Genomic DNA, 23,066 nt, shown 5'->3' on the forward strand with positions numbered 1-23,066 from the left:
GCGCCTTTTTGGCTCTAATTTGAACGCCTAAGGACCCCCGAGATGCTACTCCCAAGGGCAGTCAAAGCTCTCCTGGCCGTTCACCAGCGTGATGTTCTGATCGCGATTCATTGCAACCAGTTGGCCCATTGCAGAAAACACCAGGCTGTAAGGGTTGTCGCCAGGATATGATTTCACTTCATGATAGACAGCGCCGCTTGTTTTCGAAGTCATCGTGATCAGGTATAGGTCGTTATATTGTTGGTCACCCGTCGTGAACAGTGCTTGAACTTCTGCAAGATTTTTCAGAGGTGCCGTTACATATTCCTGCTCCAAGAGATGCTGATTGATCAATTTAAGTTGAACAGCAGAGACAGCCTTTGCCTTGTTGATATAAATTGAAGTTTCAGAAAAAGCCTGGTGGTAGGCTTCCTCGTCTGAACTGCTTTGCAAAGCGCAAAGTTCCATGGTTTTAGAAAAATCGCTGCCCGCAAATGCATTCGCGGAGATCATAAATGACAGAGCAAAAACAAATTGTTTCATGGTTATTCCCTTTGGTTGATGCCAGAGGAAATATACTGAGAGCCGCCCTCAGGATAGTGAATATTAAAAATCTTAATATGCATCCGGGGTATATTTGCCTACATCGCGTCTTTGATGTAGAACGAGCGCAGGATCTCGCTTAGCTTGCCGTTACGAATGATGGTGGCGATGGCTTTATTGACGTCGCTTAGCTTTAATTTTGATTTTTTAGAGATCGCACATTTCGTCATGAGTGACGAACCCTGGAGTTCAAAAAAACGAAGTCGAGGATAGGGGTTGCTGTAGTAGGCGAATTCGATATTGGACATGACGACGTATTTCAGGCGTTTTTTTAAAAGCTTCTGAATATTGGCTTGGTTGTTGGGGCCGTCTTCACGTTTTAGTGTTCCTTGCGTGAAGTATGGATCCAGTGCCGGATAGACAAAGTTCAATACCGAGCCAATCGACTCGCCCTTTAAATCCTCAATGGATGTGACTGGATTTTCGCGGAAGTAAACGATGCCATTGGAGCTGCGATAGATTTCATCCGTCCACCAGACATCTTTGACAATGGCTTTCTGCCAGACTTCGTTCAAGTGACAGAGAATATCGATTTTCCCCTGTACCAGGCTCGGGGCGACCCTTTGTTTGGGGACCAGAAACCATTTTTCAGTCACACCTAGTTCTTCTGCCAATGCCTCGCCCAGCTGCTTCAAAATTCCATCTTCCAATGTCGGAACCGCGGTGATTCGGTTTATTTTTACCAACGGCATGGCATAGTCAGAATTCACGCCAAAAATGAAGGTTGGATTTGCGTCAGCAAATACCTCTGTGTGGGTGAATAAAATTAGCAGGACCAGAAAGATGTTCTTCACACCTCCAGCATATCGAACGGGTTCGTGATGTCATATGATTTTTGTGCTACTTCTTGCGACTTGGCATTAGTTTTTGACAACGGACCAGCTGGATGGAGTGCTCAAAGAGCTGCTCAGCTTGATTTTGGAAGATCCAGTGTCGACGTTAATGATGATTTGTGAGTTTGAAACAGCCTCTATCTGTGTCAGGCGCATCAGCTTTGGATTTTTAAGATGTGCGCCCTGAATGGCGTCGGCAACTTGTTCCCAGCGAATGAAGGGCTCAAAGCTTTGACCTTGATTGACACTTTTAAAGGCCCCCACGAACCACTGACCTTTGGGGTGAATATAAACGGGATAGTTTTGTTTGCCGAATTGGGGGATCTGCTTCCAGTTCAATCCATCTTCAGTGGTGTAAACGCCCTCCGAGGAGACAATTCCACGCACTGACGATTTGCTTTCAAAAGCGATGGAGTAGATTTCGCGCTTCATCAGTTGCTCGGTCGTTAGGGTGTTGCTGGAGGTCGCAGGTGTGGTCTCAAATGATACCGCATTTCTTTTCCACCAGACTTCACCGTGTCCATTGATTTTACTTAATGCCCAGATGTTGGCTTCGGGCTTGGTGATCTCCACTCGGGAAAGCAATTGCGGGCCCCCAGGAGCTGCGCGAGTCACCACGCCGCGGAGTTGATTGGTCACGAAACCTTTGGCTCTTTGTAAGGGGATTTGCGCGCGTTGTGCGGAAACCAGAAACTCGCCGTTGCGATGAGTGACGGGAATCCATTTGCCATCAATGAAAGCCAAATTTGAAAAGTCAGCACGGGAGGCGAAGTGATTGATATCCACATAGCCTATGATTCCGTTGCGATTGATTTTCATAAAGCCTTTTTCAAATCCCAATGGTTCCACGCGACTCAGGCGGGGAAGTGTGGTTAAGACGGCTGCAAGGCTGGAGGGGGTTTTGCGCAAGTATGTATCCAGGATGTTTACGAAGACACCCGCGTCATCATGGCGGTTTTTCAGCATGGATAACGGCACCCAGCCGATCACTTGATCGCGGTAGGTTTTTACCTTGGCCCAATAGTCATCAGTTTCCAAAATTTCCAAAGTGGCATTGGGGCCTAATACTTTGATGGTGCCGGAGTCATTGCGATTCAATGACAAAAGCTGGCAGGCTGATTTTGTATCCACCAGGCGTGCGACCTGAATGTCTTTAAGGATCTGTTTTGCTTCAAGTTCGAATTCTTTACGGTCCCAGCGAACGCGGTAGGTGCTTTCAATCTGCGTGGAAATCAGGCGTTCTTCCAGGGCGCTGCGGTTGGCTTGACCAGACGCAAAAGGACTTTCTTTGGTGCGATAAAATGAGATGGCAGCACTCGCATCGGTCGCTAAAGCGGCGTGGGCGGAGGGGACTGCCAAAAGAATAGGAAAAACGGCCAAAAAAATTGGATACATTCGTCTATTGTGCGTGCCGTTAGTAGGGGGCCTCAAGGCCAGAAGAGGGTTGAACTGGCCTAAAGGGGAGTGGTATCTATACCTGCTTTGTTAAAAGAAACATAACACGGAGTGGTATATGGATATCAAATTGATCGGTATTGTAGGCGCAGGACAAATGGGGAACGGGATTGCTCAAGTGGCAGCAAACTTCGGTTTCAACGTCGTTATGATGGACGTTTCTGGCGCTTCACTTGAAAAAGGTATGGCGACAATAGCTGGCAGCTGCGATCGCTTGATCAAAAAAGCGACGATGACTGAAGCAGACAAAGCTGCTTTGCTTGGTCGTATCAAAACAACTCAAGAAACTGCAGGTCTTAAAGATTGCGACATCGTGATCGAAGCTGCGACAGAAAACATTGATCTTAAACTTAAAATTTTCAAAGACCTGGACGCGACTGTTAAACCAGGTGCTTTGTTGGTTTCTAACACATCTTCGATCTCTATCACTAAAATTGCGGCCGTGACAAAACGTCCGGAAAAAGTTGCTGGTATGCATTTCATGAATCCAGTTCCTTTGATGAAACTTGTTGAAGGTATCCGCGGTCTTCAAACTTCTGATGAAACTTTCAAAGCTGTGAAAGCTTTGGCAGAAAAAATGGATAAAGTTTTCGTTGAATCAGTCAAAGACATGCCCGGCTTCATCGTAAACCGCATCTTGATGCCAATGATCAACGAAGCTGTTTACACTTTGCACGAAGGAATTGCTTCTGTAGAGAGCATCGACTCTGCAATGAAACTGGGAACAAATCAGCCAATGGGCCCTTTGACTTTGGCAGACTTCATCGGTTTGGACACATGCCTTGCCATCATGAACGTGCTTCATGACGGTTTGGGTGATTCTAAATACCGTCCATGCCCACTTCTTGTTAAATACGTGGAAGCAGGTTGGATGGGTCGTAAATCAGGTCGTGGTTTCTACGACTACTCTCAAAAATAGGATTTAAAAACAATGGCAGGCTTTAATTATAAAACACTTCTACTAGAGCAAAAAGCAAACGGCGTATGGGTGCTTACCATCAATCGTCCGGATGCTTTGAATGCATTGAACTCCACAGTTCTTGAGGAGATGGGCGAGGCGCTTCGTCAAATCGGCGAAATGCCTTATGTCGATGCGCGCGCTTTGATCATCACAGGTTCTGGTGAAAAAGCTTTTGTCGCGGGCGCTGATATCAAAGAGATCAATGCATTGGACGAAGATAAAGGCATGATCTTCGCGCAACGTGGTCAGTCTGTATTTCATGAACTGACTCTTTTGAAGATTCCGGTGATCGCAGCAGTTAACGGTTTTGCATTGGGTGGCGGGTGTGAATTGGCACTGGGTTGCGATTTCATTTACGCGTCTGAAAATGCAAAATTCGGTTTGCCAGAAGTAAGCCTTGGATTGATCCCAGGCTTCGGCGGTACAGTACGTATGGCTCGCGCCGTGGGTCAGCGTAAAGCGCGTGAACTGACTTACACAGGCAACATGATCACGGCTCAAGAAGCTCTTGGGTATGGTCTTGTGAACAAAGTGGTTCCACAGGCTGAATTGATGGCGACAGTGATGAAAACTGTTGAGGCAATTCTTTCCAAAGCTCCTATTGCCGTTGGTATGGCGAAACGCTCCATCAATCAGGCATGGGATATGGATGTTGAAGAAGCTCAGAAAAACGAAGCTAGAATCTTCGCTGAACTTTTCAACACAGAAGACGTTAAAGAAGGCACTGGTGCCTTTATCGAAAAACGCAAAGCAGCTTTTAAAGGTCAATAATGGCGTACACTCCAAAGCATCCAGTTAGAATTGTCACGGCCGCGGCATTGTTCGACGGCCACGACGCCAGCATCAACATCATGAGACGTATCCTTCAGGATATGGGCGCGGAAGTGATCCATTTGGGTCACAACCGTTCAGTCAGCGATGTGGTTAAAGCCGTTCTTCAAGAAGGCGCGCAAGGCGTGTGCATTAGCTCTTATCAGGGCGGTCACATGGAATACTTCAAATACATGCGTGATCTTTTGAATGAAGCAGGCGCGGGCTACGTACAAATCTACGGCGGTGGCGGCGGAGTTATCGTTTACGACGAAAAGAAAGAACTTGAAGCCTACGGCATTTCACAAATCTTTCATCCAGACGACGGTCGTCGTTTAGGTTTGGAAGGCATGATCGAAATGATCGTAAAAGGTTGCGACTTCGATCTTTTGGAAAAACAAAAAGAATTTAAAACTAAGAAAGTCACTACTCCGACGAAGTCGGAGGGTAAATCAGCCTTCACGGGTGATCCGGTTCCTTCTGTAGAGCTGGGTGTGGCGTTGACCGCGATTGAAAACGGCAACAAAGATGTTTCCTTGGCTTCTTACGGTCTTGAATCTTTCAAGGCCAAACAAGCTCCCTTGGTTTTGGGTATCACAGGTACTGGTGGTGCTGGTAAGTCATCTTTGATTGACGAATTGGTTCAGCGTTACCTGAACGCTTACCCGGATAAAAAAATCGCAGTTGTCTGCGTGGACCCATCAAAACGTAAAACGGGTGGTTCATTGCTGGGCGACCGTATCCGTATGAATTCTTTGTCTCGTACTAAAGTGTTCATGCGTTCTGTGGCGTCCCGTGGTTCAGGCCGTGAGATCGCTTCCAGTTTGCCAGAAATTTTGAAATTCGTTCGCCAGCTAGATTTTGATTTCATCATCGCTGAAACCTCCGGTATCGGTCAGGGCAACATGGCGATCACTGAAGTTTCCGACATGTCTATGTACGTGATGACTTCAGATTTCGGTGCTCAATCTCAGCTGGAAAAAATCGACATGATCGACTTCGCGGATTTGATTGCCGTGAATAAAGCCGATCGTCGTGGTGCTTTGGATGCTCTTCGTGACGTATCTAAGCAGTACAAACGTTCTCGCAAGATCTTCGACAATGCAGTTGAGGTTCCGGTTTATTTAACTCAAGCTTCTCAGTTCAATGATGGCGGCGTTAATAAATTGTTCTTTAGAATTGCCGACGTTCTGGAGGAAAAACAAAAAGGCCGTTGGGTAGTTGATCCTGCCTTCCGCGCAAACATTTTGTCTGCGGAAGAACACGGGATCATCTCGGCAGATCGCCAAAGCTATTTGGCAGAGATCGTATCTACTATTCATAAGTATAAAAAACGCACGGAAGACCTTGCTGAAGAGGCCTCCAAACTTGGCAGCTTGCAAAAGCTTGCTCCGATGTTGGGAACTCCTGCGGAAACCGTTTCTAAAGTTCAATCTCAACTGGAAGCTGAATTCACAGCTGAAGAGTTGGAGTCCCTTAAAAACTTTGACCAGTTGATTGAGCGCTATTCTGGTGACGAATTGGTGTTCCAGGTTCGTGACAAGGAAATCCGTCAACGCCTGACTCGTGAATCATTAAGCGGTACAAAAATCCGTAAAGTCGTGGTTCCGAAAATGAAGGACTGGGGCGATAGATTCCGTTACTTAAAACTTGAAAACGTTCCTGGTGAATTCCCATTCACTGGCGGCGTATTCCCTCTTAAACGCGCCGATGAAGATCCTAAGCGTATGTTCGCAGGGGAAGGTACTCCTGAAAGAACGAACCGTCGTTTCCATTACCTGACCAAGGGTGAAACGGCTCATCGTCTTTCTACAGCTTTTGACTCTGTGACATTGTACGGACAGGATCCTGATCAGCGTCCGGATATCTTCGGTAAAGTCGGGGAGTCCGGTGTAAGCATCTGTACTTTGAATGATATGAAAAAGCTTTTCGCAGGCTTTGATCTTATCAATCCAAATACGTCTGTATCCATGACGATCAACGGTCCAGCGCCGATGATCCTGGCTTTCTATTTCAACACGGCGATTGATCAGCAGGTTGAAAAGAAAGAAAAAGAGCTAGGTCGTAAGGTCACTCCTGAAGAGTACAATGATCTTGCTATCTGGACGCTTCAACAGGTGCGTGGAACGGTTCAAGCAGATATTTTAAAGGAAGACCAAGGGCAAAACACTTGCATCTTCTCCATTAACTTTGCTTTGAAGATGATGGGCGATATTGCGGAATACTTTGTTAAGCAAAAAATCCGTAACTTCTATTCAGTTTCTATTTCCGGTTACCACATTGCAGAAGCGGGTGCGAATCCGATCTCTCAATTGGCATTCACTCTTTCAAATGGTTTCACGTTTGTAGAGTACTACCTGTCGCGAGGCCTTAAGGTCGATGACTTCGCTCCGAATTTGTCGTTCTTCTTCTCGAATGGTCTTGATCCTGAATACTCAGTGCTAGGCCGTGTGGCTCGTCGTATCTGGGCTGTGGCGATGCGTGACCTGTATAAGGCGAATGATCGTTCTCAGAAATTGAAATACCACATCCAAACTTCCGGTCGTTCATTGCATGCTCAAGAGATTGACTTCAATGACATCCGCACGACTTTGCAGGCATTGCTAGCGATCTATGATAACTGCAACAGCTTGCACACGAATGCCTATGATGAAGCGATCACGACTCCGACAGAGGAATCTGTACGTCGTGCGATGGCCATCCAAATGATCATCAACCGCGAGTTCGGCATGACCATGAATGAAAACCCTATGCAGGGTTCTTACTTTATGGACGAGTTGACGGATTTGGTTGAAGAAGCTGTTTTGGCTGAATTCAAGAAAATCAGCGAACGTGGTGGCGTATTGGGTGCAATGGAAACTCAATACCAACGCTCTAAAATCCAGGAAGAGTCTTTGTACTATGAGCGCCTAAAACATGATGGAACATTGCCAATCATCGGTGTGAATACGTTCATCGACCCAAAAACAATGGCGGCGGACTACGTTCCACCAAAAATCGAACTGGCGCGTGCTTCCTACGAAGAGAAAAACCAACAGCTCGACAATGTGCACGCCTACCAGGCTGATCACAAAGCTCAGGGCGATGCTGCTTTAAGCAAGCTAAAGGAAACCGTCCTCAACGGCGGGAACATCTTCGGTGCATTGATGAATGCGGCAAGATTCTGCAGCTTGTATCAAATGACCACGGCCCTTTATGAAGTAGGCGGCCAATACCGTCGCAATCTGTAAAATTTAAAAGGGAGCTCTCTTCGAGCTCCCTTTTTTTATGTCTCATAGTGAGAATTTTGGTTTTGAGATAGGCCCGGCGATTGCATTGCTATTCTGTATGCAAAACAAAACAGCCAAACTCAAAAAATCAGTGGTTTACGTGACTATCATTTTAACAGGCGTCAATGTTCTTCTGACAGCCGCTCAAGCGGTCTCTGGGGAACAGGAGACGAAAGCCCGTTCCTTCCATAATATCGCATGGGAAAAAAGATAAATTACTTGGCGAAGATCCTCGCTAGAAATAATACGATCATCGCACCAAACACTGAGGCGATAAATCCCGCAGGTTGACCTGCGGCATACCATCCCAGCAGTTGTCCAATATAAGTGCCGACAACGGCACCGATGATTCCAAGGATTGTTGTAAAGATAATACCAAGCTTGTTATTGCCAGGCATGAAGAAGCGCGCCACAAGTCCCACCAGGAAACCAATCAGAATTGTACCTAGAATTTGCATCCAATACCTCCCATAGGGAAGTATTGGGGAGCATCCAAATATAATCAAGTATCACTGTGGTCTAACAACATTTTGAAATTGTTTAGTCGAAAAGGCCCAAAGTAAAAGCCACAGCTCCGCGATTGGCGTGCAGAAGTTCATTGGCGGAGGCGTTGTTCTGTTCTTCGACTGATGCGGCATCTTCAAATGAAGGCATTTCGGCCATGTTTTTTTCTAACTGTTTTTCGATCATGGTTAAGTTGTTCTTAAACTCAACGTCGTAGTCAGGGTGTACGCCGGTATCGGTTATCATCTTAGTCAAACACACGGCTTTTTTGATAAACTCTTGTTGCTCGACTTCAAAAAGACGACCGCTGATTTTCTTGTCGTTTAATAAATCCAGTAGGTTTTTACGAAGTACGATTCCTGAAGCAACGAGGCCTTCTTTGAAATTTTCTTTTCCGCTTTCAGCGACAAAGTTTAACACCACACGGTCCACTTCGTTTTCTTCATTACATTCGATGCGGTTTTCGGTCCCGACGAACCAATCTACTTCCTCTGCAAAAGCGGGAATTGTGGCTGCGATAATTACGGCAAAAGTTATGATTTGTTTTTTCATGAGGAAGGCGAATTGCAAGCCACATACCAAAAGTAAGTGGCTTGAGCAGCAATATAACCATAGCTGGGGCTATGGCTAAGCCCGAGTTACGTAATTTGCTTTACACCCCAAAAAGAATGGCCAAAGCAAGCAACCCGGTCGCGATTTTACTATTGAAGCTTTTCAATGATCTTTTCAGCGATCTTAATGCCGTCACAAGCTGCAGAAGTGATCCCGCCAGCGTAACCCGCACCTTCGCCTGCAGGATAAAGCCCTGCGTGGGAGATGCTCTCTAAGGAGTCATTATCGCGAGTCACCCGGACCGGGCAGCTCGTGCGGGACTCGATCCCGTAAAGCTGAGCGTCTTCGACCACAAATCCCTTCATATTGCGATTGAACTTGTTCAAGCCTTCTTGAATACGTTTGGTCATGTGCGCAGGCAGAATCTCATCCAGGCGAATGTTGATCGCACCTGACGGCGAAGAACCTGCACGTAGATTGCGGGGTCCTTTTTTTGAAGTGCCACCCAAGAAATCCAAAAGATTTTGCGCTGGTAATTCTTTAGTTCCGCCAGACGCGCGAACCTCTTTTAAAGCCTGAGTTTCAAGCTGACGACGAAGTTTCATGCCGCCGAAGATGTCATTGCCAAAAAGTTTGCCGTGATCGATGGAAACCACGATCGCTGCATTCGCAAACGGGGAGTTACGGTTGTAGTTACTCATCCCATTACAAACAATGCCATCAGCCTCTGTACCCGCTGACAATACATAACCGCCCGGGCACATACAGAATGAATAAACGCCGATACCGGTTTTATCGTCATGGTCAGCGAGCTTATAGTTCGCAGCACCCAATTTTGGATGCTCTGAAAACTGACGGTATTGGATTTTGTTGATTTCCGCCTGGGAGTGCTCAATACGCAAGCCCATCGCAAAGGATTTTCCATCCAGGTGCACGCCGATATCGTGAAGATGATTGATCATGTCTTCAGCCGAGTGGCCTGTCGCCAGGATCACATGCGGAGATTTAAACTCAGTCCCATGTTCAGTGCGAACTCCGACGGTCTGTTTTCCTTCCATCAGGATTTCAGTCACTTGAGTATCAAAATGGATTTCGCAACCGTTGGCTTTTAAAAACTCACGCAGTTTCGGGATCACACGACGAATACGATCAGAACCCACGTGTGGATTCGACAACCATTGGATTTCCGCAGGCGCACCGAATTGTACCAGGCGGTTCATCACATAGGGAATGTGCGGAGATTTAATACGCGTGATCAGTTTACCATCGGAATATAAACCTGCTCCACCTTCGCCGTAACAAACGTTATTGCGAGTGTCGAGTTTGCCATGACGCCAGTATTGATTAATGCCCTTCATGCGGTTGCCGGAATCAGAACCACGTTCAAATAAAACGCAGGGAACTCCGCGCTCAACAAATCTTAAAGCGGCAAACAACCCAGCCGGGCCCGTGCCCACAATCAGGGGCTTTTCTTTCGGGATCGCGATTTTTTCTAAATTGAATTCAGGAATGTTAAGGGTTTCGCCCTTTTCAGCGACCTCAACGGAATAAACGAAATGCGGGGAGTGAGCGCGTCGGGCGTCGACGCTTTGTCTCAGGATGCGGTAGGGGCCATGTTCTGGCATCATCCACTGAAGTTTTTCTTCCAGGTCCTGATCAATAGGAATTTCGATATTGTTGAATATCTTCGCCATTTTTACCTCGCGGGCACCTGTTAAGCGCCAAGCCGATGAATTATTTGAGGACCAACGTATAACAGATTGTTCCGCCCGTGACAAAGGGGGCAGGGTCAGATAGATAATTTATATATGTCAGCAATCACTCGTATTTTACCTAAAAGAAGCCTCAGCCGACTTGTCGGAAAAATCATGCACTTTCAAGGGCCTAAATGGTGGGCACACCTCTCAGTTAAAGCCTTCGCCGGGTGGTATAATATCGCTCTGGATGAGGCTGAAAAGGCTTATACCGAATACCCAAGCATTGGGGAGTTCTTCATCCGTAAATTAAAACCCGGGATTCGCCCGATCGCTAACACCTGGGCCGTACATCCGGCCGACAGTGTGATCACCCAGGCTCAGACAATTGAGAAGGGAACTCTGATTCAGGCAAAGGGCCATACCTATGAGCTTAAAGAGTTCACCATGGATCCAGACGCCTATAAAAAATGGGATGGCGGGTTCTTTATGACCTATTACCTTTGCCCGACGGACTATCACCGCATGCACTCGCCAGTGGATGGTGGCATCAGCGACGTTCGTTATATGCCGGGTGAGTTGTGGCCGGTGAACGAATGGTCCACGACAAATGTAAAAGATTTGTTTTCGATCAATGAGCGTGTTTTGGTGGAAATCCAAACGGACATGGGACCTGTGGGAGTGGTTTTTGTTGGAGCCACCAACGTCGGTCACATTGTTCTTAGTTTCGATGAAACGATCCGCGGAAACCAAGCCGGAGTTCCTGAATATCAACACAAAAAATACTCGCCAGCATTGACGGTCAAGCGCGGTGATGAACTGGGAATGTTCCGCATGGGTTCCACAGTTGTGATGTTGTATCCGCCATCATTCAATCAAAAATTCAAAGGCCAGATGAATCTCGGCCCAACTGTGCGAGTGAACGCTGCACTGACACAAAATTAGTAGTATTAAAAGCGCGAGCTGATGTTTCGCGCTAAAAGCGCGAGCCCACATACAGACCGGCGGCTTGCGAAAAGAACGACATATCCATCGTACGCAGATCCACATTCACGGGCTGCGTGTGACCGATGATCGTCATGTACCAAGGGCCCCAGTCATAACCGACAGCCATCTTCGCCTGCACCCACCACGTGTACTTTAAATTATCCCAGCGAGTAGTGGTGGTTTCGTAGAGTTGCTTTTGTGGACCTGCCTGGGCACTGCCAAACATCGCAATATAAAAACGTTTCCACTGCCACACGTAAGAGGTTCCCAGTCCCAGCGCCATACTCTGATAGTTGCCTTTTACCAAAGTCGCATCCTCGCCGTAATCCGAAGGATTTCCCTGTGGTAAAAACGGCGTGGGATTTTCAATTTCGACCTGTGACAGACCCAGTAAAGTGTAAAATGCAAGTCCGTCAGAGGAAGGCTTTTTCCAATTCGGTCCAAAGGCTTCCAAGGCACTGACGCCATAATAAGCCCACTCGAACTGCGCCTGCACCATGGAAATTTTTAAATCCGGCAAAGAGTACTCATCGGTGGTGATGAAGCCATCGTTGTTGGCACTGGCTGTGGGGCCCTGATTGAAACCCTTGTAGCGTTGATAAATAAATTCAGCACCGAAGCGGCCGTTGAAGTAGCGCAACTGATAGTCTTCGGCAGAGGTGGCTACCTTATCGTTCTTGGCCGCCCCGTTGGCAACGTTTGCCTCAAGAGAAATCCCTAAAGGACGATTGGACCAACCCAAGGCAAAACCGGGAGGTGTGTTGGGCTCCAAAGCCACGTTGTGATCATTGCCCGCACCCGACGTGGTGGCTTTCAATGTTTTGATGATCATCCCGGCTTGGATGGAGTTTTCGTACTCTTCTTTTTCGATTTTTCTGGGAGTTTTTTCAGTGGGTGTTGTTGCTACAGGGGAAGGCTTTGGTTGAGGGCGTGCGCGGCGGTTGGCTTGGGCCGACACCGGGCCTGCGGCAAGGAGAATCAAGGTAAAGGCTGTAAAGAAAAGCGATATCTTAATAAGCAAAAACTCACTCCGTTAAGACCTTATTCTACAAGGTGAGCGGAGTGAGTTTAAAGATAAAATCTGTCAACAGTCGTAACTGGACCAGTCTTTATGCGGGGTAAGCGCATTCCGTCAGTGGAGTCTCTGCCACGGAAACGCGGGTTAGGATCGGTAGTACTTTCTTGGCATGATCATAAAGCCATTTTGCCAGAAGCTCAGAGGTTGGATTCTCAAGGCCCGGCACTTCATTCAGCACGCGATGGTCGATCTGTTGAAGGATCGGTTTCATGGCGGCTTGGATGTCGTTGTAGTCTATGACCCAACCGACTTTTCCATCCAAGGGGCCCACCAATGTCAGCACGATTTTAAAGCTGTGCCCATGCATGCGAGAGCACGGATGGCTTTCTGGCAAATGGGGCAGGAAACGGGCGGATTCGATTTGAAAATGCTGCTTCAGTTCAAAATTCATGTTATGGATATTACCACTAGGGAGAAATATGTCCACGACCACCTTGCATTTGGCCAAACAAAATTTCAAATTTTCAGCCGCGCATTTTCTTATCTTTGATGAAAAGCATGCTGAAAAGCTCCATGGCCACAACTATCAGGTCAAAGTGGATATCAAGGCTCCTGCGGACGAGGCTCAGCATTCAGAAGGCTACTTTATGGACTTTAATGTATTTAAAAAATACATCAAGGCGGCCTTGGATCGCTGGGATGAAATCGTTTTGCTGCCTGCGAAACATCCCGACATGAAGTTTAAAAAAAACGATAAATCGCTGGAAGTGACTTTCCGCGATCGTTTTTATGTTTTCCCATTAAATGAAGTGATTCTTTTGCCGGTCACCAATACCAGCGTGGAAAACCTGTCACGTCTTCTGGCAGAGGATTTTCATAAGGAATTTACCAAGTACGGTGTGCAAGCTGTGTCGGTGACGGTTGAAGAAACTGCGGGGCAGGGTGCCTCAACAACAGTTCCCCGTTAAGGGTTCAGCAGGCCTGAACTTACTTCCAATGGCGTGAGTTCACGCACCACTCGGTAACGCCAAAAACAAATACGTCCACCTTCACTCAGGCGCTGTTGCAGGCGCTCCTCGACCAGATCCGGATTGCCGTCGCAGTCCAAATGGGCAAAGTCCCCAAAAGAATCCACGTGTGTCACATTCCAGGAGTAAGGTGATTTGTCGCGGGCTTGGAAGTTTCGGTTTACACTCAGACCCGGGCTCAAAGCGATTCGCGCCACGACGATTTTCTCAAGGTCGGGGTTTTGAATTTGCTCGCGGGCGGTCGCGATCGTTTCGCTGTCGTCGAGGCCAATAACATAAGAACCGTTCTCGCTCGGGGACTTGGTCGAAATCATGAAGTACTTTTTGCCCGCATCCACTTCCAGAGGTATCGGCGTCAGGGCCAGGGGCGGACTTTGTTTAAGATCATCACCATAAAAGACTTCACTGTGCAGTCGGCCCGATGAAGCAATCTCGATGCGAGCAACGCTGCGGTTAAAGCTCCACTTTAAGTTTGCAGTGTCATAGTGAGTGCTGATGCGCAGGGATTTTTCTTCAAGTTGAACACCGGCAAGGTCATAAGACTTCAATGTTACATCAATGGACTTCAAGTAAAGGTTTAACAGGGACATTTTGACTGAGGTTTGTCCCGCAGGAAGGTAATGTGTAACTTGAGGTGAGGTGACGGAACTGAGCAATATCTTTTGTTCTTCGCAAATCGCCGTGAACTTAAGAGCTCCGGCCGTGGCTGCCTTGAGCGAGAAACCCCGGTCGTCCGACAAGAACGCAGAGCCCGCGATTTTCATTTCAGAGTGGGCTTCTATTTCCTGATAGCGTTCTTTGACCCCGCCGTTCATATGAACTTGAGTCCACCATTTTTCAGGTTCCTGGGATTTATTTTGCACCAAAATTTTTATGTCTTCGCGAGGGCAGAATCCCGGCACATAAAACGTTTCCGCAGCAAGGGCTGCGTGGTTGAAAAGCAAGGCTCCGATGATGAGGCTCAGTGGTTTGATTTGCATCTAAAATTAGATCGGAGTTAGGGGTCTAAACTTGATCTAACCTATTAAAATCACGACCATTGTCTTCGATTTCGCCTCACGTTTGTGAAAACCATTATCAACTGGTTTTCAATGGTCTGGGTCGGGGGTAAAGAGCTTCCTTTTACGCCTCTAAAAACTTAACTAATAAAGCACCATTTCAGAGGGAAAAGATGACTTTGTTAGATGCCAAATTGAAGCCCGGTCAGACCGTTGAAATCCTAAAGATCGCGGGAGAGGACTCTTTGCGCGAACGCCTTCATGAAATGGGTTTGTCTGCGGGGATGGAAGTCACGATTTTAGGGCGAGCACCGTTTGGTGGCCCGTTGTTGATCCGATTCAAAACCAGTTTTATGGCTCTACGAAGTGAGGAGGCCGCATGCGCCCAAGTAACGCTGAAGCCATAGATTCCACCACAACCAACCGCGAACAACGCATTGTCGCCTTGGTCGGAGCTCCCAATTCCGGCAAAACAACTCTGTACAACTGGCTGACTGGATCACGTTTTAAAACTGTGAACTATCCAGGAGCCACGGTCGAGTACTCGCTGGGTAAACTTGCGCCTCACTTGGGGCAAGGTGTGTTGGCGATGGATACGCCGGGCACGTACAGTCTGCATCCAAAAAGTGCCGACGAAATCGTAACGATTAAATCCATCTATGAAAATCCTGAATTCGGTGAAGCCACCGGCGTGATTGTGGTTCTGGACGGAACTCAGTTGTCCCGTCATTTGCAACTGGCATTACAGGTGAAAGAAACCGGCTTCCCAATGATCGTGGTTATTACCATGTCAGATCTGCTTCGTCGTGAAGGCATTGAGCTTGATCTGGAATACTTGCGCAAAACTCTGGGTTGTCCAGTATTGCAGTTTGATGGTTTGTTGGCTGGCGGCTTGTTGGAAGTTGTTGCAGAGGTGCAAAAGCTTCCGTTGAATGTGAAGCCACAGCGTCCGCAAGTTTGGAATTTTGATCTTATGGATCAAAAAATGAAAGAGTGCGATCGCATCGCCAAAGAGGCTCTTTCTCATAAAACAGAAAAACCCGAGGTTCGACTGAACCGCATTGTGGCCACGACTGAGAAGCTGGATCGTGTGCTTTTGCATCCATGGTTTGGTTTGTTAATTTTTATCGCTGTGATGAGTACTCTGTTTTCTTCGATCTTCTGGGCGGCGGCACCGTTCATGGATTGGATCGATGGCGGATTTAGCTTTGTAAATGAATGGGTGGCAGGCTTGGGGCCTGGGACATTGTGGGCGGACTTCCTGGCAAACGGCGTGGTTTCCAGTTTCGCAGCTTTCATGGTTTTCGTGCCGCAGATTTTTATTTTGTTTCTGGGGATCGGATTGCTGGAAAGCTCCGGTTATCTGGCCCGTGCAGCGACTTTGATTGATCGTCCGTTTTCAGCACTGGGTATGAGTGGTCGTTCGTTTGTTCCGATTTTGTCAGGTTTTGCCTGTGCGATTCCGGCCATTATCGCGACTCGCAATATCTCCTCCAGTCGGGATCGTTGGATTACGTCCTTCATCATTCCACTGATGACGTGTTCCGCGCGTCTTCCGGTGTATGCGTTGTTGATTGCCTTCCTATTTCACGGGGAGTCTCCGTGGCTCGCGGGATTGACTCTGGCCCTGCTTTATCTGGGCTCCATCATTGTCGGTGGTATCGCTGCGGGAATTGTGAATAAGTTCCTGCCTAAAAAAGACAACTCGTTCTTTATGATGGAACTGCCGATTTATCGTCGTCCAAAAATGCGTGTGCTTGTGCATCACGCCGTCACGCGCACGTTGAACTATGTGAAGCGTGCCGGGCCGATTATTTTCGTATTTGCCGTGCTTATCTGGTTTGGAACGAATTTCCCGAATTACCAAATGGAAGACGCCCATCAAAAGCTTGAGCAGTCCTACGTGGGGCAGCTGGGGAAAGTGATTGAACCCGTGGTTCATCCGATGGGTGTGGACTGGCGCGTGGGTGTGGGGATGATTTCTGCCTTCGCAGCCCGTGAGGTGTTTGTTTCTTCGTTGGCGGTGACTTTTAATATTACCGATGAAAACGAAGACTCCATGCAGGATTCCTTGCTGACTCAGATGAGTACGGCGGTGAACAGTGCCGGGGAGAAAATATTTACGGTCAGCAGTTCGATAGGTTTGATGATCTTCTTTATGATCGCTTTACAATGTATGACCACTGTTGCCGTGCAAATGCGCGAAAGTGGTTCTGCTAAAATGGCCATCGGGCAATTGATTGTATTTAACGTTGCCGCCTATGTGTTAGTCGTTATTGTCGTTCAAGGGTTGCGCGCTCTCGGAGTTCCGTAACGATTCAAACTCTGCCTGTTGCGTGCTTTGTTGGTGCGCAATAGGTACAGAACGTCTTGTCAAAATCTTAAATTGCGCTATCGTTTAGATATGAAAAAATCAAATCTACTTCTGTGTGCATTAGCTTTTTGTATGTTCGGTTGTTCTACGTTTAAGCCTAAGGTGAACGAGGCGGATATCAATGCGGAAGCTGCCAAATCCTATGCTGAAGTCAAAGCCAAATCAAAAATATCCACCAATAAAGAATGGACAGCGATGGTGCAACGAGTGGCAGATCGTATCGCAAAAGCTTCCGGAGAAAACTTCCAATGGGAAGTGGTCTTGATTGAAAGCCCCGAGGTGAATGCATGGTGTATGCCGGGGGGGAAGATGGCCGTTTATACGGGAATCATGCCAGTCCTAAAAACAGAAGGGGCTTTGGCCGCTGTCATGGGCCATGAGGTTGCGCATGCAACTCTTCGCCATGGAATGGAAGGCTATATTCGTGCAAAACAACAAAGCTACGCCGGTGTGATTATCGCAGGAGCAACTGTTATCGGTGGTCAGATGATGTGTAAAACAGATGATTGCCGCCGTACGACTGCTCTTGCTGGTGTCGCCGCCGGTTTTGCATTGACGTTCCTAGAAAGAAAATTCAGTCGGGGAGATGAATCGGAAGCCGATAAGCAAGGTCAGATCTACATGGCCAAAGCAGGCTATGATCCTGCTGAAAACCTGCAACTCTGGGATCGTATGAATGCCGCACAAAAAGGCTCCGCACCGCCGGAATTTATGTCGACGCATCCTTCAGATCAGACTCGCAAAGGAAATCTGACAAAATGGCTGCCTGAGGCAGAGTCTGTCTATGCGCAGTCGCCACAAAAATACGGCGTCGGCGCCTCGATCCGCTAGATTCGTTGATATAAGTCAGTGAAGTGTTTCAAGGTGTTGGGCCAATTGTGATTATGCAGGGCCCAGTCACGGCCTTTGTCGCCGTGTTTTTTCGCCTTATCCGGATTCTTTAAGTAATAGCGAATGCAATCAGCCAGGGCCTGGCCAGAACGTGGTTCTGCCAGAATGCCGCGCTCAGTACCGCCGACTTGTTCAGGGGTGCCGCCCGCATTGGTGCCGATCACAGCTTTTCCCATCATCATCGCATCAATCACACTCAATGAATAAGTCTCGTTATAGGAAGCCAAAGAGAACACATCCAAGGCGTCGATGTAGGGAATGTATTCGCGCTGAAAAGGAATCTGCTGCAAGTGTCCCTGCAAGCGACCGCTGGAAGAGCGGGACTGAATCCATTCATAAAGTGCCTGGGATTCTTCTTCGTAAGTGGTTTCGCCACTTTCATTGTGGCCCACGATGGTGCGATCCCCAATGATCCAAATTTGCACCTTCTTAAGTTCTTCATCTGACAGATAGTCCAAGGCCTCAGCCAATTCGCGCACGCCTTTTTGGGCGTCAATACGGCAGAGAGTGCCGACCACCATCTGGTCCGCTTGCACGCCATACTGGGCGCGAATAGCATCACGCTTTTCCGGGTGTGGAATGAATTTTTCGGTGTCCCGGCCATAGCGAATCAGTTTTAACTTCTTCGGATCAATCGGAAAATTCTTTTTAACGTCCTTCAGAATGTCCTCTGAGGAACTGCATAAAGCATCAACGCGCTTAAAAAGAGCGCGGTGAACGAAGTCCCTTTTGGGAAGGGCATTCATATACAGATTATAAATATGTCGGACGTCCTGATTAAACCAGCGAGCCAGGCACGAGGACCACATGTCCAGACGTGTGTGCGAGTGCAGGTGAGTGATCTCGTGCTCACGCATTGCCTTGCGAATAAGTTTTGCTTTCGCAAGTTTGGAAAGTTTTGCCTGAGAAACGGGGAGCACGCGAACGCCTGCAGCCCGCAGTTCCTTGATGATCCGGGAGTCCTCAAAGCATAACACCCATTGCTCCACCGATGTTTTTTGCAGTTTGCAAATCAGCTCTGTGGAGTAGAGTTCAAGTCCACCCCAGGAATATGAATGTATAACGTGCAAAAGACGAATCGGTTTCATGGCAGAGCTCTTTGCTTACAGGTTTTTGTAAAATGCGTGCACTTTATCCAAAACGAAAGAAACTTCTTCCTTGGTCAGATCCGCATACATCGGCATGCGTAGCAGGCGATTGGCCAAATCATCAGTGACCTTCATGGAGCCCGCCACGCGACCGAATTTCATTCCCGCCGGAGCAGAGTGCAAAGGCACGTAGTGAGTCGTTGACTGGATTTCATTTTCTTTCAAATAAGCCCACAGTTTCCCGCGCTCTTCAGGTGATTTACAAATGAAATAGTAAATATGTGCATTGCCTTGGCAATCAGCCGGTACATGCATGCGAGTCAAATGACCTTGTTTTTCCAGATCGGCCAAGCCCTGATGGTACTGATTCCAGTGGGCCAGGCGCTGAGCTGTGATTTTTTCGCCATCTTCAAGTTGCGAATACAGGAAAGCCACAGCCAATTCAGATTGCAGGTAAGATGAACCCTTATCCTGCCAGGTGTATTTATCCACTTGGCCGTTTAAGAACTGCTGACGGTTGGTGCCTTTGTCGCGCACGACTTCGGCGCGGGCTACGAAGCGCTTGTCATTGATGACCAAAGCTCCGCCTTCGCCGCAAACGATATTCTTGGTTTCATGGAAGCTGTAGGCGGCCATGTGCCCCCAGGCTCCTGTGGGTTTTCCCTTAAAAGAGGAAAAGATCGCCTGTGCGGCATCCGCCACCACGATGAAACCGTGCTTTTCAGACAAAGCCATGATGCGATCCATTTCGCAGGCAACACCTGCGTAGTGAACCGGCATTACCACTTTGGTTTTTGCGGTGATGGCTTTTTCCATGGCATCGACATCCATATTCAAAGTCTTAGGATCGACATCCACGAAAACGGGTGTAGCTCCATAGAGTGCGATTACGTTGGCCGTGGAAGTAAATGTAAATGAAGGCAGTATCACTTCGTCGCCAGGACCGATGTCGGTCAAAACCATGGCCATCTCCAAAGCGGATGTGCAGCTTGGCGTGATGACGGCCATTTCGCATTTCAGGTGATTTTTAAACCATTCGACAACTTTTTTGTTGAAAGCGCCTTCGCCGGAAAGTTTGCGATTGGCAATGGCTTGCGCGATGTATTTTTCTTCGTTGTGACTATGTGGGGGCAGATTAAATGGAATTTTCATGCCCCACAATATTAGTACTAATTCTAAACGGACGGCAACCGATTAAAAGCCGTCCGTGGTGCCTACTTTGCGTGGACCATCGTCATCAAAAGGAATCATGTCAGCTGCGGTGCTGCTCTGCGCCTTTTTTGCGACAACCGGAGTGGCTGCTTTCGTCACATGTTTCTGAGCAGGTTTTGCCTTGAATGCCACCACATTGTTGACCGGTTTCTGAGGGCGATCGTCGAAGCGGGTTGGAGCCTCGGATTGTTCTTCATGGGCGCCGGTGACAACCTGATTCAGGTTATCCACCAGACGACGCATCAGTTCCGCTTGCGCCGAAATCTCTTCTGAAGAGGCTGCGATTTCTTCAGAAGAAGCCGCATTGCCTTGAACGCTGGCATCCAGTTGGTTCATGGCCTGGGAGATCTGGGAAATGCCTGTGGTTTGCTCAGAGCTTGCCGCAGATATTTCGGTATTCAGATCAGAGACCTTCTTAACTGATGTCACGATAGTGTTTAGAACTTCGGCAGAGCGGTCGGCGACTTTGGCACCGTTTTCCACTTGTCCAACGCTCTCCTTGATTAATGAGGAGATGTCTTTTGCTGCCACCGCAGAACGTTGTGCCAGGGCACGAACGGCCTCAGCCACCACGGCGAAACCTTTACCTTGTTCTCCGGCGCGGGCTGCTTCAACAGCCGCATTCAATGCCAAAAGATTCGTTTGGAAGGCGATATCGTCGATCACACCAATGATCTCTTCGATCTTTTTTGAAGACTGAGAGATGCCTTGCATGGATTGAATAAGCGCGGCCATTTCTTTTTGACCGTCTTCAGCAGAGTCTTTTGATGTTTGCGACAAAGTGGCTGCCTGTTTTGCGTTGTCGGAATTCATTTTGACCATGGAAGACATTTCCTCCAGGGACGCAACAGTTTCCTCAAGTGAAGCTGCAGATTCAGTGGAAGCCGTGGAGAGTGTTTGACCCGCCATGGAAAGCTGGGAAATCGCTGACACCACCTGGCCACCGGATTCTGTCAATTTCGACGCAATATCACTGACAGTGTTGGAAACACGGTAGGCGATCCACATTAGAATACCAAAAAGGGCAAAGGCACTGAACGCGGAGATTAAGATCAACATCTGAGTGAGCGCTTTGCGATCCTTCATCTGTTGTTCATTTTGTGCGGTGGCTTGTTCCTGGTAGTGCTTGAAGTTCTTTTCAGACATCTTTTGAACTTCCTGAGCCATGATGTGCCACTCGCCACCATTTAAAGAGGTGCGGGCTTTTTCGTCATCTTCGGGAGTTTGCTTTGTCAGCAAGCCCATCAAAGTCTCAGTGGTTGCATAGAACTTGTCTTTGTTGGATTTTACGCCTGAATAGTTTTTTGCTTCAGTTTCATCGAATGGAGTTTTTTCGTAGTAGGCTTGCGCCTCTTTAAAGTCATCCCAGGCTGCGGTGGTTTTTTTGATAAACACTTCGCGCGAAGGGCCATGGGTACCAAGTGATGCCCAGAAGAAGTAACCCACGCGTGCTCTTTGCATCGCAAGCTGTCCTAGTGAATCCATATTAGGAACCATGTCTGTATATGCAGAGTTCAACATTGTTCCCAATTTGTTTGTACTATTGAGTGCGATCACAGTGATCACTGCAAATGCGGCGACAGGTAAAAATGCTGAGAACAACAATTTTCCACGCAGACCACGAAACCAAGATTTCAAACTATTCATAAACTAGGCTCTCCATCGATACTTCTTTATCGAATTTTTACTGGATTCACTTAACTCGTGTTTTTGTGAGACGAAGGATTCAGACTTTGGTGTTGCGGTGTGACTAACAAAAGTTACTGCCGTGCGACAGGACTAAAGTTTTATATTTGTAATTGTCCCCAAAGTAAGGGTAGCATTTTTTTCAACGTCTAGACTCAAGGAGGGGAGTAGTCATGACAAATAAGGTATTGCTACGCGGTTTGGCTGCAGTTGCATTGATCGCAACAGTTGGTTTCACGACTCAGCATTCACATTCAGAAGGTTGCCACGGATTCGTTCCTGAAAACAGCATGTACATTCCAGTTGGAATGTTCGCTACAGGTGGTATCACTCAAGAACAATTTAACGATGTGATGGATCGTATTGAAAAGATCTACACTCCAGAAGTAGAAGCTGCCGGTGATAAACTGCGCGTTAATCGCTTGTGGACTGATGGAACTGTAAATGCGTCTGCGCAACGTTCTGGTAACACACGCATCCTTAATATGTACGGCGGTTTGGCTCGTCACCAAGCAATTGGTTACGAAGGTATGGCTTTGGTTGCCTGCCACGAAATGGGTCACCACAATGCTGGCGCTCCAAAAATCGACAGCTGGTACGGTGGTTCATGGGCGTCTAACGAAGGTGCTTCTGACTATTTCGCATCTTTGAAATGTCTACGTTTGTTGTTCGCACAAGACGACAACGCAGCTATCGTTTCTACTATGACTATTCACCCAACGGCTAAAGCTGGTTGTGAAGCTCAATACAGCAACATCAACGATCAGTTGATCTGCATGAGAATCACTGAAGCTGGTCAACAAGTTGCAAACTTGTTCGCGGCTCTTGGTAAAGACAAAGTTCCAGCGCAATTCGATACTCCAGATAAAACTGTAGTTCGTCGCACTGACAACGCTCACCCGAAAACTCAATGCCGCTTGGATACATACTTCCAAGGTGCTTTGTGCCCGGTTGCGATTGGCGACAAATTGTCTGACACTGACTACAAAGCGGGTTCTTGCTATAGCCCACGCGATGCAGTTGGTACACGTCCACTTTGCTGGTTCGCACCAAACTAGTTGTTAATAACAGCTTAGTTAAACGAAGCCGATGTTCTTGTAACATCGGCTTTTTTTATTTCTTTC

22 protein-coding genes are annotated in these 23,066 nt (G+C 47.7%); 10 read left to right on the forward strand and 12 right to left on the reverse strand.

What is annotated here, in order from left to right:
• Positions 1 to 45: 45 nt before the first annotated feature.
• From AAAA73_RS05915 to AAAA73_RS05925, 3 genes are all read right to left on the reverse strand, one after another.
• Entirely contained in the window at positions 46 to 522 is a 477-nt protein-coding gene (locus tag AAAA73_RS05915; protein ID WP_340597266.1) for a hypothetical protein, read from the reverse strand.
• Between the two features lie 98 nt (positions 523 to 620).
• Complete coding sequence (locus tag AAAA73_RS05920) at positions 621 to 1,376, reverse strand: substrate-binding periplasmic protein (RefSeq protein WP_340597267.1); 756 nt, start codon at positions 1,374 to 1,376, stop codon at positions 621 to 623.
• Between the two features lie 66 nt (positions 1,377 to 1,442).
• Positions 1,443 to 2,810, reverse strand: a complete 1,368-nt coding sequence (locus AAAA73_RS05925) for a hypothetical protein (protein ID WP_340597268.1) — start codon at positions 2,808 to 2,810, stop codon at positions 1,443 to 1,445.
• A 118-nt stretch (positions 2,811 to 2,928) separates the two neighbouring features.
• Here AAAA73_RS05925 and AAAA73_RS05930 point away from each other — a divergent pair, with 118 nt between their 5' ends.
• The 4 genes from AAAA73_RS05930 to AAAA73_RS05945 are packed head-to-tail and all read left to right on the forward strand — an operon-like array spanning position 2,929 to position 8,124.
• Positions 2,929 to 3,789 (forward strand): 3-hydroxybutyryl-CoA dehydrogenase, encoded by an 861-nt coding sequence (locus tag AAAA73_RS05930; RefSeq protein WP_340597269.1) that lies wholly within the window; start codon positions 2,929 to 2,931, stop codon positions 3,787 to 3,789.
• Positions 3,790 to 3,801: 12 nt separating this feature from the next.
• The gene (locus tag AAAA73_RS05935; RefSeq protein ID WP_340597270.1) at positions 3,802 to 4,602 is read left to right on the forward strand and encodes an enoyl-CoA hydratase/isomerase family protein; all 801 of its coding nucleotides are present in this window, start codon (positions 3,802 to 3,804) and stop codon (positions 4,600 to 4,602) included.
• Positions 4,602 to 7,871, forward strand: a complete 3,270-nt coding sequence (gene icmF, locus AAAA73_RS05940) for a fused isobutyryl-CoA mutase/GTPase IcmF (RefSeq protein WP_340597271.1) — start codon at positions 4,602 to 4,604, stop codon at positions 7,869 to 7,871. The genes AAAA73_RS05935 and icmF overlap by 1 nt, the downstream gene beginning before the upstream one ends.
• A 37-nt stretch (positions 7,872 to 7,908) precedes the next feature.
• A complete protein-coding gene (locus AAAA73_RS05945) occupies positions 7,909 to 8,124 on the forward strand; it encodes a hypothetical protein (protein ID WP_340597272.1) in 216 nt (71 codons plus the stop codon).
• A gap of 1 nt (position 8,125) precedes the next feature.
• Here AAAA73_RS05945 and AAAA73_RS05950 read toward each other — a convergent pair whose 3' ends face one another.
• The 3 genes from AAAA73_RS05950 to AAAA73_RS05960 form a co-directional block, all read right to left on the reverse strand.
• Complete coding sequence (locus AAAA73_RS05950; protein WP_340597273.1) at positions 8,126 to 8,368, reverse strand: GlsB/YeaQ/YmgE family stress response membrane protein; 243 nt, start codon at positions 8,366 to 8,368, stop codon at positions 8,126 to 8,128.
• Positions 8,369 to 8,450: 82 nt separating this feature from the next.
• Entirely contained in the window at positions 8,451 to 8,966 is a 516-nt protein-coding gene (locus AAAA73_RS05955) for a hypothetical protein (protein WP_340597274.1), read from the reverse strand.
• Positions 8,967 to 9,115: 149 nt separating this feature from the next.
• On the reverse strand, positions 9,116 to 10,660 hold the full coding sequence (locus AAAA73_RS05960) for an NAD(P)/FAD-dependent oxidoreductase (RefSeq protein ID WP_340597275.1): 1,545 nt from the start codon (positions 10,658 to 10,660) through the stop codon (positions 9,116 to 9,118).
• 114 nt (positions 10,661 to 10,774) lie between these two features.
• Between AAAA73_RS05960 and asd the strand changes: the two genes are divergently transcribed.
• Positions 10,775 to 11,605, forward strand: a complete 831-nt coding sequence (asd, locus tag AAAA73_RS05965; protein ID WP_340597276.1) for an archaetidylserine decarboxylase — start codon at positions 10,775 to 10,777, stop codon at positions 11,603 to 11,605.
• A gap of 31 nt (positions 11,606 to 11,636) precedes the next feature.
• On the opposite strand, the gene AAAA73_RS05970 is transcribed toward asd, so the two are convergent.
• Together AAAA73_RS05970 and queD are read right to left on the reverse strand one after the other, a co-directional pair.
• A complete protein-coding gene (locus tag AAAA73_RS05970; RefSeq protein WP_340597277.1) occupies positions 11,637 to 12,668 on the reverse strand; it encodes a DUF4421 family protein in 1,032 nt (343 codons plus the stop codon).
• Between the two features lie 88 nt (positions 12,669 to 12,756).
• A complete protein-coding gene (gene queD / locus AAAA73_RS05975) occupies positions 12,757 to 13,116 on the reverse strand; it encodes a 6-carboxytetrahydropterin synthase QueD (RefSeq protein ID WP_340597278.1) in 360 nt (119 codons plus the stop codon).
• A 28-nt stretch (positions 13,117 to 13,144) separates the two neighbouring features.
• On the opposite strand from queD, the gene AAAA73_RS05980 reads away from it, so the two are divergent.
• Entirely contained in the window at positions 13,145 to 13,633 is a 489-nt protein-coding gene (locus AAAA73_RS05980) for a 6-pyruvoyl trahydropterin synthase family protein (RefSeq protein WP_340597279.1), read from the forward strand.
• On the opposite strand, the gene AAAA73_RS05985 is transcribed toward AAAA73_RS05980, so the two are convergent.
• Complete coding sequence (locus AAAA73_RS05985; protein ID WP_340597280.1) at positions 13,630 to 14,673, reverse strand: BP74-related protein; 1,044 nt, start codon at positions 14,671 to 14,673, stop codon at positions 13,630 to 13,632. The two genes, AAAA73_RS05980 and AAAA73_RS05985, sit on opposite strands and share 4 nt — an antisense overlap.
• Before the next feature lie 191 nt (positions 14,674 to 14,864).
• Between AAAA73_RS05985 and AAAA73_RS05990 the strand changes: the two genes are divergently transcribed.
• The 3 genes from AAAA73_RS05990 (at position 14,865) to AAAA73_RS06000 (ending at position 17,896) form a co-directional block, all read left to right on the forward strand.
• On the forward strand, positions 14,865 to 15,098 hold the full coding sequence (locus AAAA73_RS05990) for a FeoA family protein (protein WP_340597281.1): 234 nt from the start codon (positions 14,865 to 14,867) through the stop codon (positions 15,096 to 15,098).
• Positions 15,071 to 17,005 (forward strand): ferrous iron transporter B, encoded by a 1,935-nt coding sequence (gene feoB / locus AAAA73_RS05995; protein WP_340597282.1) that lies wholly within the window; start codon positions 15,071 to 15,073, stop codon positions 17,003 to 17,005. Before AAAA73_RS05990 ends, feoB begins: the two co-directional genes overlap by 28 nt.
• Before the next feature lie 90 nt (positions 17,006 to 17,095).
• Complete coding sequence (locus AAAA73_RS06000) at positions 17,096 to 17,896, forward strand: M48 family metallopeptidase (RefSeq protein ID WP_340597283.1); 801 nt, start codon at positions 17,096 to 17,098, stop codon at positions 17,894 to 17,896.
• Here the strand turns inward: AAAA73_RS06000 and AAAA73_RS06005 are convergent.
• Genes AAAA73_RS06005 through AAAA73_RS06015 form a run of 3 tightly spaced genes read right to left on the reverse strand, consistent with a single transcriptional unit; the run spans position 17,893 to position 21,903 of the window.
• Positions 17,893 to 19,044 (reverse strand): glycosyltransferase family 4 protein, encoded by a 1,152-nt coding sequence (locus AAAA73_RS06005; RefSeq protein ID WP_340597284.1) that lies wholly within the window; start codon positions 19,042 to 19,044, stop codon positions 17,893 to 17,895. The genes AAAA73_RS06000 and AAAA73_RS06005 overlap by 4 nt on opposite strands.
• A 15-nt stretch (positions 19,045 to 19,059) precedes the next feature.
• Complete coding sequence (gene rffA, locus AAAA73_RS06010; RefSeq protein ID WP_340597285.1) at positions 19,060 to 20,196, reverse strand: dTDP-4-amino-4,6-dideoxygalactose transaminase; 1,137 nt, start codon at positions 20,194 to 20,196, stop codon at positions 19,060 to 19,062.
• Positions 20,197 to 20,238: 42 nt separating this feature from the next.
• The gene (locus AAAA73_RS06015) at positions 20,239 to 21,903 is read right to left on the reverse strand and encodes a methyl-accepting chemotaxis protein (RefSeq protein ID WP_340597286.1); all 1,665 of its coding nucleotides are present in this window, start codon (positions 21,901 to 21,903) and stop codon (positions 20,239 to 20,241) included.
• A gap of 212 nt (positions 21,904 to 22,115) precedes the next feature.
• Between AAAA73_RS06015 and AAAA73_RS06020 the strand changes: the two genes are divergently transcribed.
• Positions 22,116 to 23,000 carry a hypothetical protein gene (locus AAAA73_RS06020; RefSeq protein ID WP_340597287.1) on the forward strand — a complete coding sequence of 295 codons (885 nt, stop codon included), beginning with the start codon at positions 22,116 to 22,118 and terminating at the stop codon, positions 22,998 to 23,000.
• Positions 23,001 to 23,066: the final 66 nt, after the last annotated feature.

It is taken from the genome of Bdellovibrio sp. GT3, assembly GCF_037996765.1.
Classification (GTDB): Bacteria; Bdellovibrionota; Bdellovibrionia; order Bdellovibrionales; family Bdellovibrionaceae; genus Bdellovibrio.

Excerpts from the sequence above, each read along its gene's own strand:
- AAAA73_RS05930 (WP_340597269.1), top strand. The coding sequence starts at position 2,929 with ATGGATATCAAATTGATCGGTATTGTAGGCGCAGGACAAATGGGGAAC.
- AAAA73_RS05985 (WP_340597280.1), bottom strand. The coding sequence starts at position 14,673 with ATGCAAATCAAACCACTGAGCCTCATCATCGGAGCCTTGCTTTTCAAC.
- AAAA73_RS05915 (WP_340597266.1), bottom strand. The coding sequence starts at position 522 with ATGAAACAATTTGTTTTTGCTCTGTCATTTATGATCTCCGCGAATGCA.
- AAAA73_RS05950 (WP_340597273.1), bottom strand. The coding sequence starts at position 8,368 with ATGCAAATTCTAGGTACAATTCTGATTGGTTTCCTGGTGGGACTTGTG.
- AAAA73_RS05980 (WP_340597279.1), top strand. The coding sequence starts at position 13,145 with ATGTCCACGACCACCTTGCATTTGGCCAAACAAAATTTCAAATTTTCA.
- AAAA73_RS05960 (WP_340597275.1), bottom strand. The coding sequence starts at position 10,660 with ATGGCGAAGATATTCAACAATATCGAAATTCCTATTGATCAGGACCTG.
- AAAA73_RS05990 (WP_340597281.1), top strand. The coding sequence starts at position 14,865 with ATGACTTTGTTAGATGCCAAATTGAAGCCCGGTCAGACCGTTGAAATC.
- rffA (WP_340597285.1), bottom strand. The coding sequence starts at position 20,196 with ATGAAAATTCCATTTAATCTGCCCCCACATAGTCACAACGAAGAAAAA.
- AAAA73_RS06000 (WP_340597283.1), top strand. The coding sequence starts at position 17,096 with ATGAAAAAATCAAATCTACTTCTGTGTGCATTAGCTTTTTGTATGTTC.
- AAAA73_RS05945 (WP_340597272.1), top strand. The coding sequence starts at position 7,909 with ATGTCTCATAGTGAGAATTTTGGTTTTGAGATAGGCCCGGCGATTGCA.
- AAAA73_RS06020 (WP_340597287.1), top strand. The coding sequence starts at position 22,116 with ATGACAAATAAGGTATTGCTACGCGGTTTGGCTGCAGTTGCATTGATC.
- AAAA73_RS06005 (WP_340597284.1), bottom strand. The coding sequence starts at position 19,044 with ATGAAACCGATTCGTCTTTTGCACGTTATACATTCATATTCCTGGGGT.
- feoB (WP_340597282.1), top strand. The coding sequence starts at position 15,071 with ATGCGCCCAAGTAACGCTGAAGCCATAGATTCCACCACAACCAACCGC.
- queD (WP_340597278.1), bottom strand. The coding sequence starts at position 13,116 with ATGAATTTTGAACTGAAGCAGCATTTTCAAATCGAATCCGCCCGTTTC.
- icmF (WP_340597271.1), top strand. The coding sequence starts at position 4,602 with ATGGCGTACACTCCAAAGCATCCAGTTAGAATTGTCACGGCCGCGGCA.
- AAAA73_RS05935 (WP_340597270.1), top strand. The coding sequence starts at position 3,802 with ATGGCAGGCTTTAATTATAAAACACTTCTACTAGAGCAAAAAGCAAAC.
- AAAA73_RS06015 (WP_340597286.1), bottom strand. The coding sequence starts at position 21,903 with ATGAATAGTTTGAAATCTTGGTTTCGTGGTCTGCGTGGAAAATTGTTG.
- asd (WP_340597276.1), top strand. The coding sequence starts at position 10,775 with ATGTCAGCAATCACTCGTATTTTACCTAAAAGAAGCCTCAGCCGACTT.
- AAAA73_RS05955 (WP_340597274.1), bottom strand. The coding sequence starts at position 8,966 with ATGAAAAAACAAATCATAACTTTTGCCGTAATTATCGCAGCCACAATT.
- AAAA73_RS05925 (WP_340597268.1), bottom strand. The coding sequence starts at position 2,810 with ATGTATCCAATTTTTTTGGCCGTTTTTCCTATTCTTTTGGCAGTCCCC.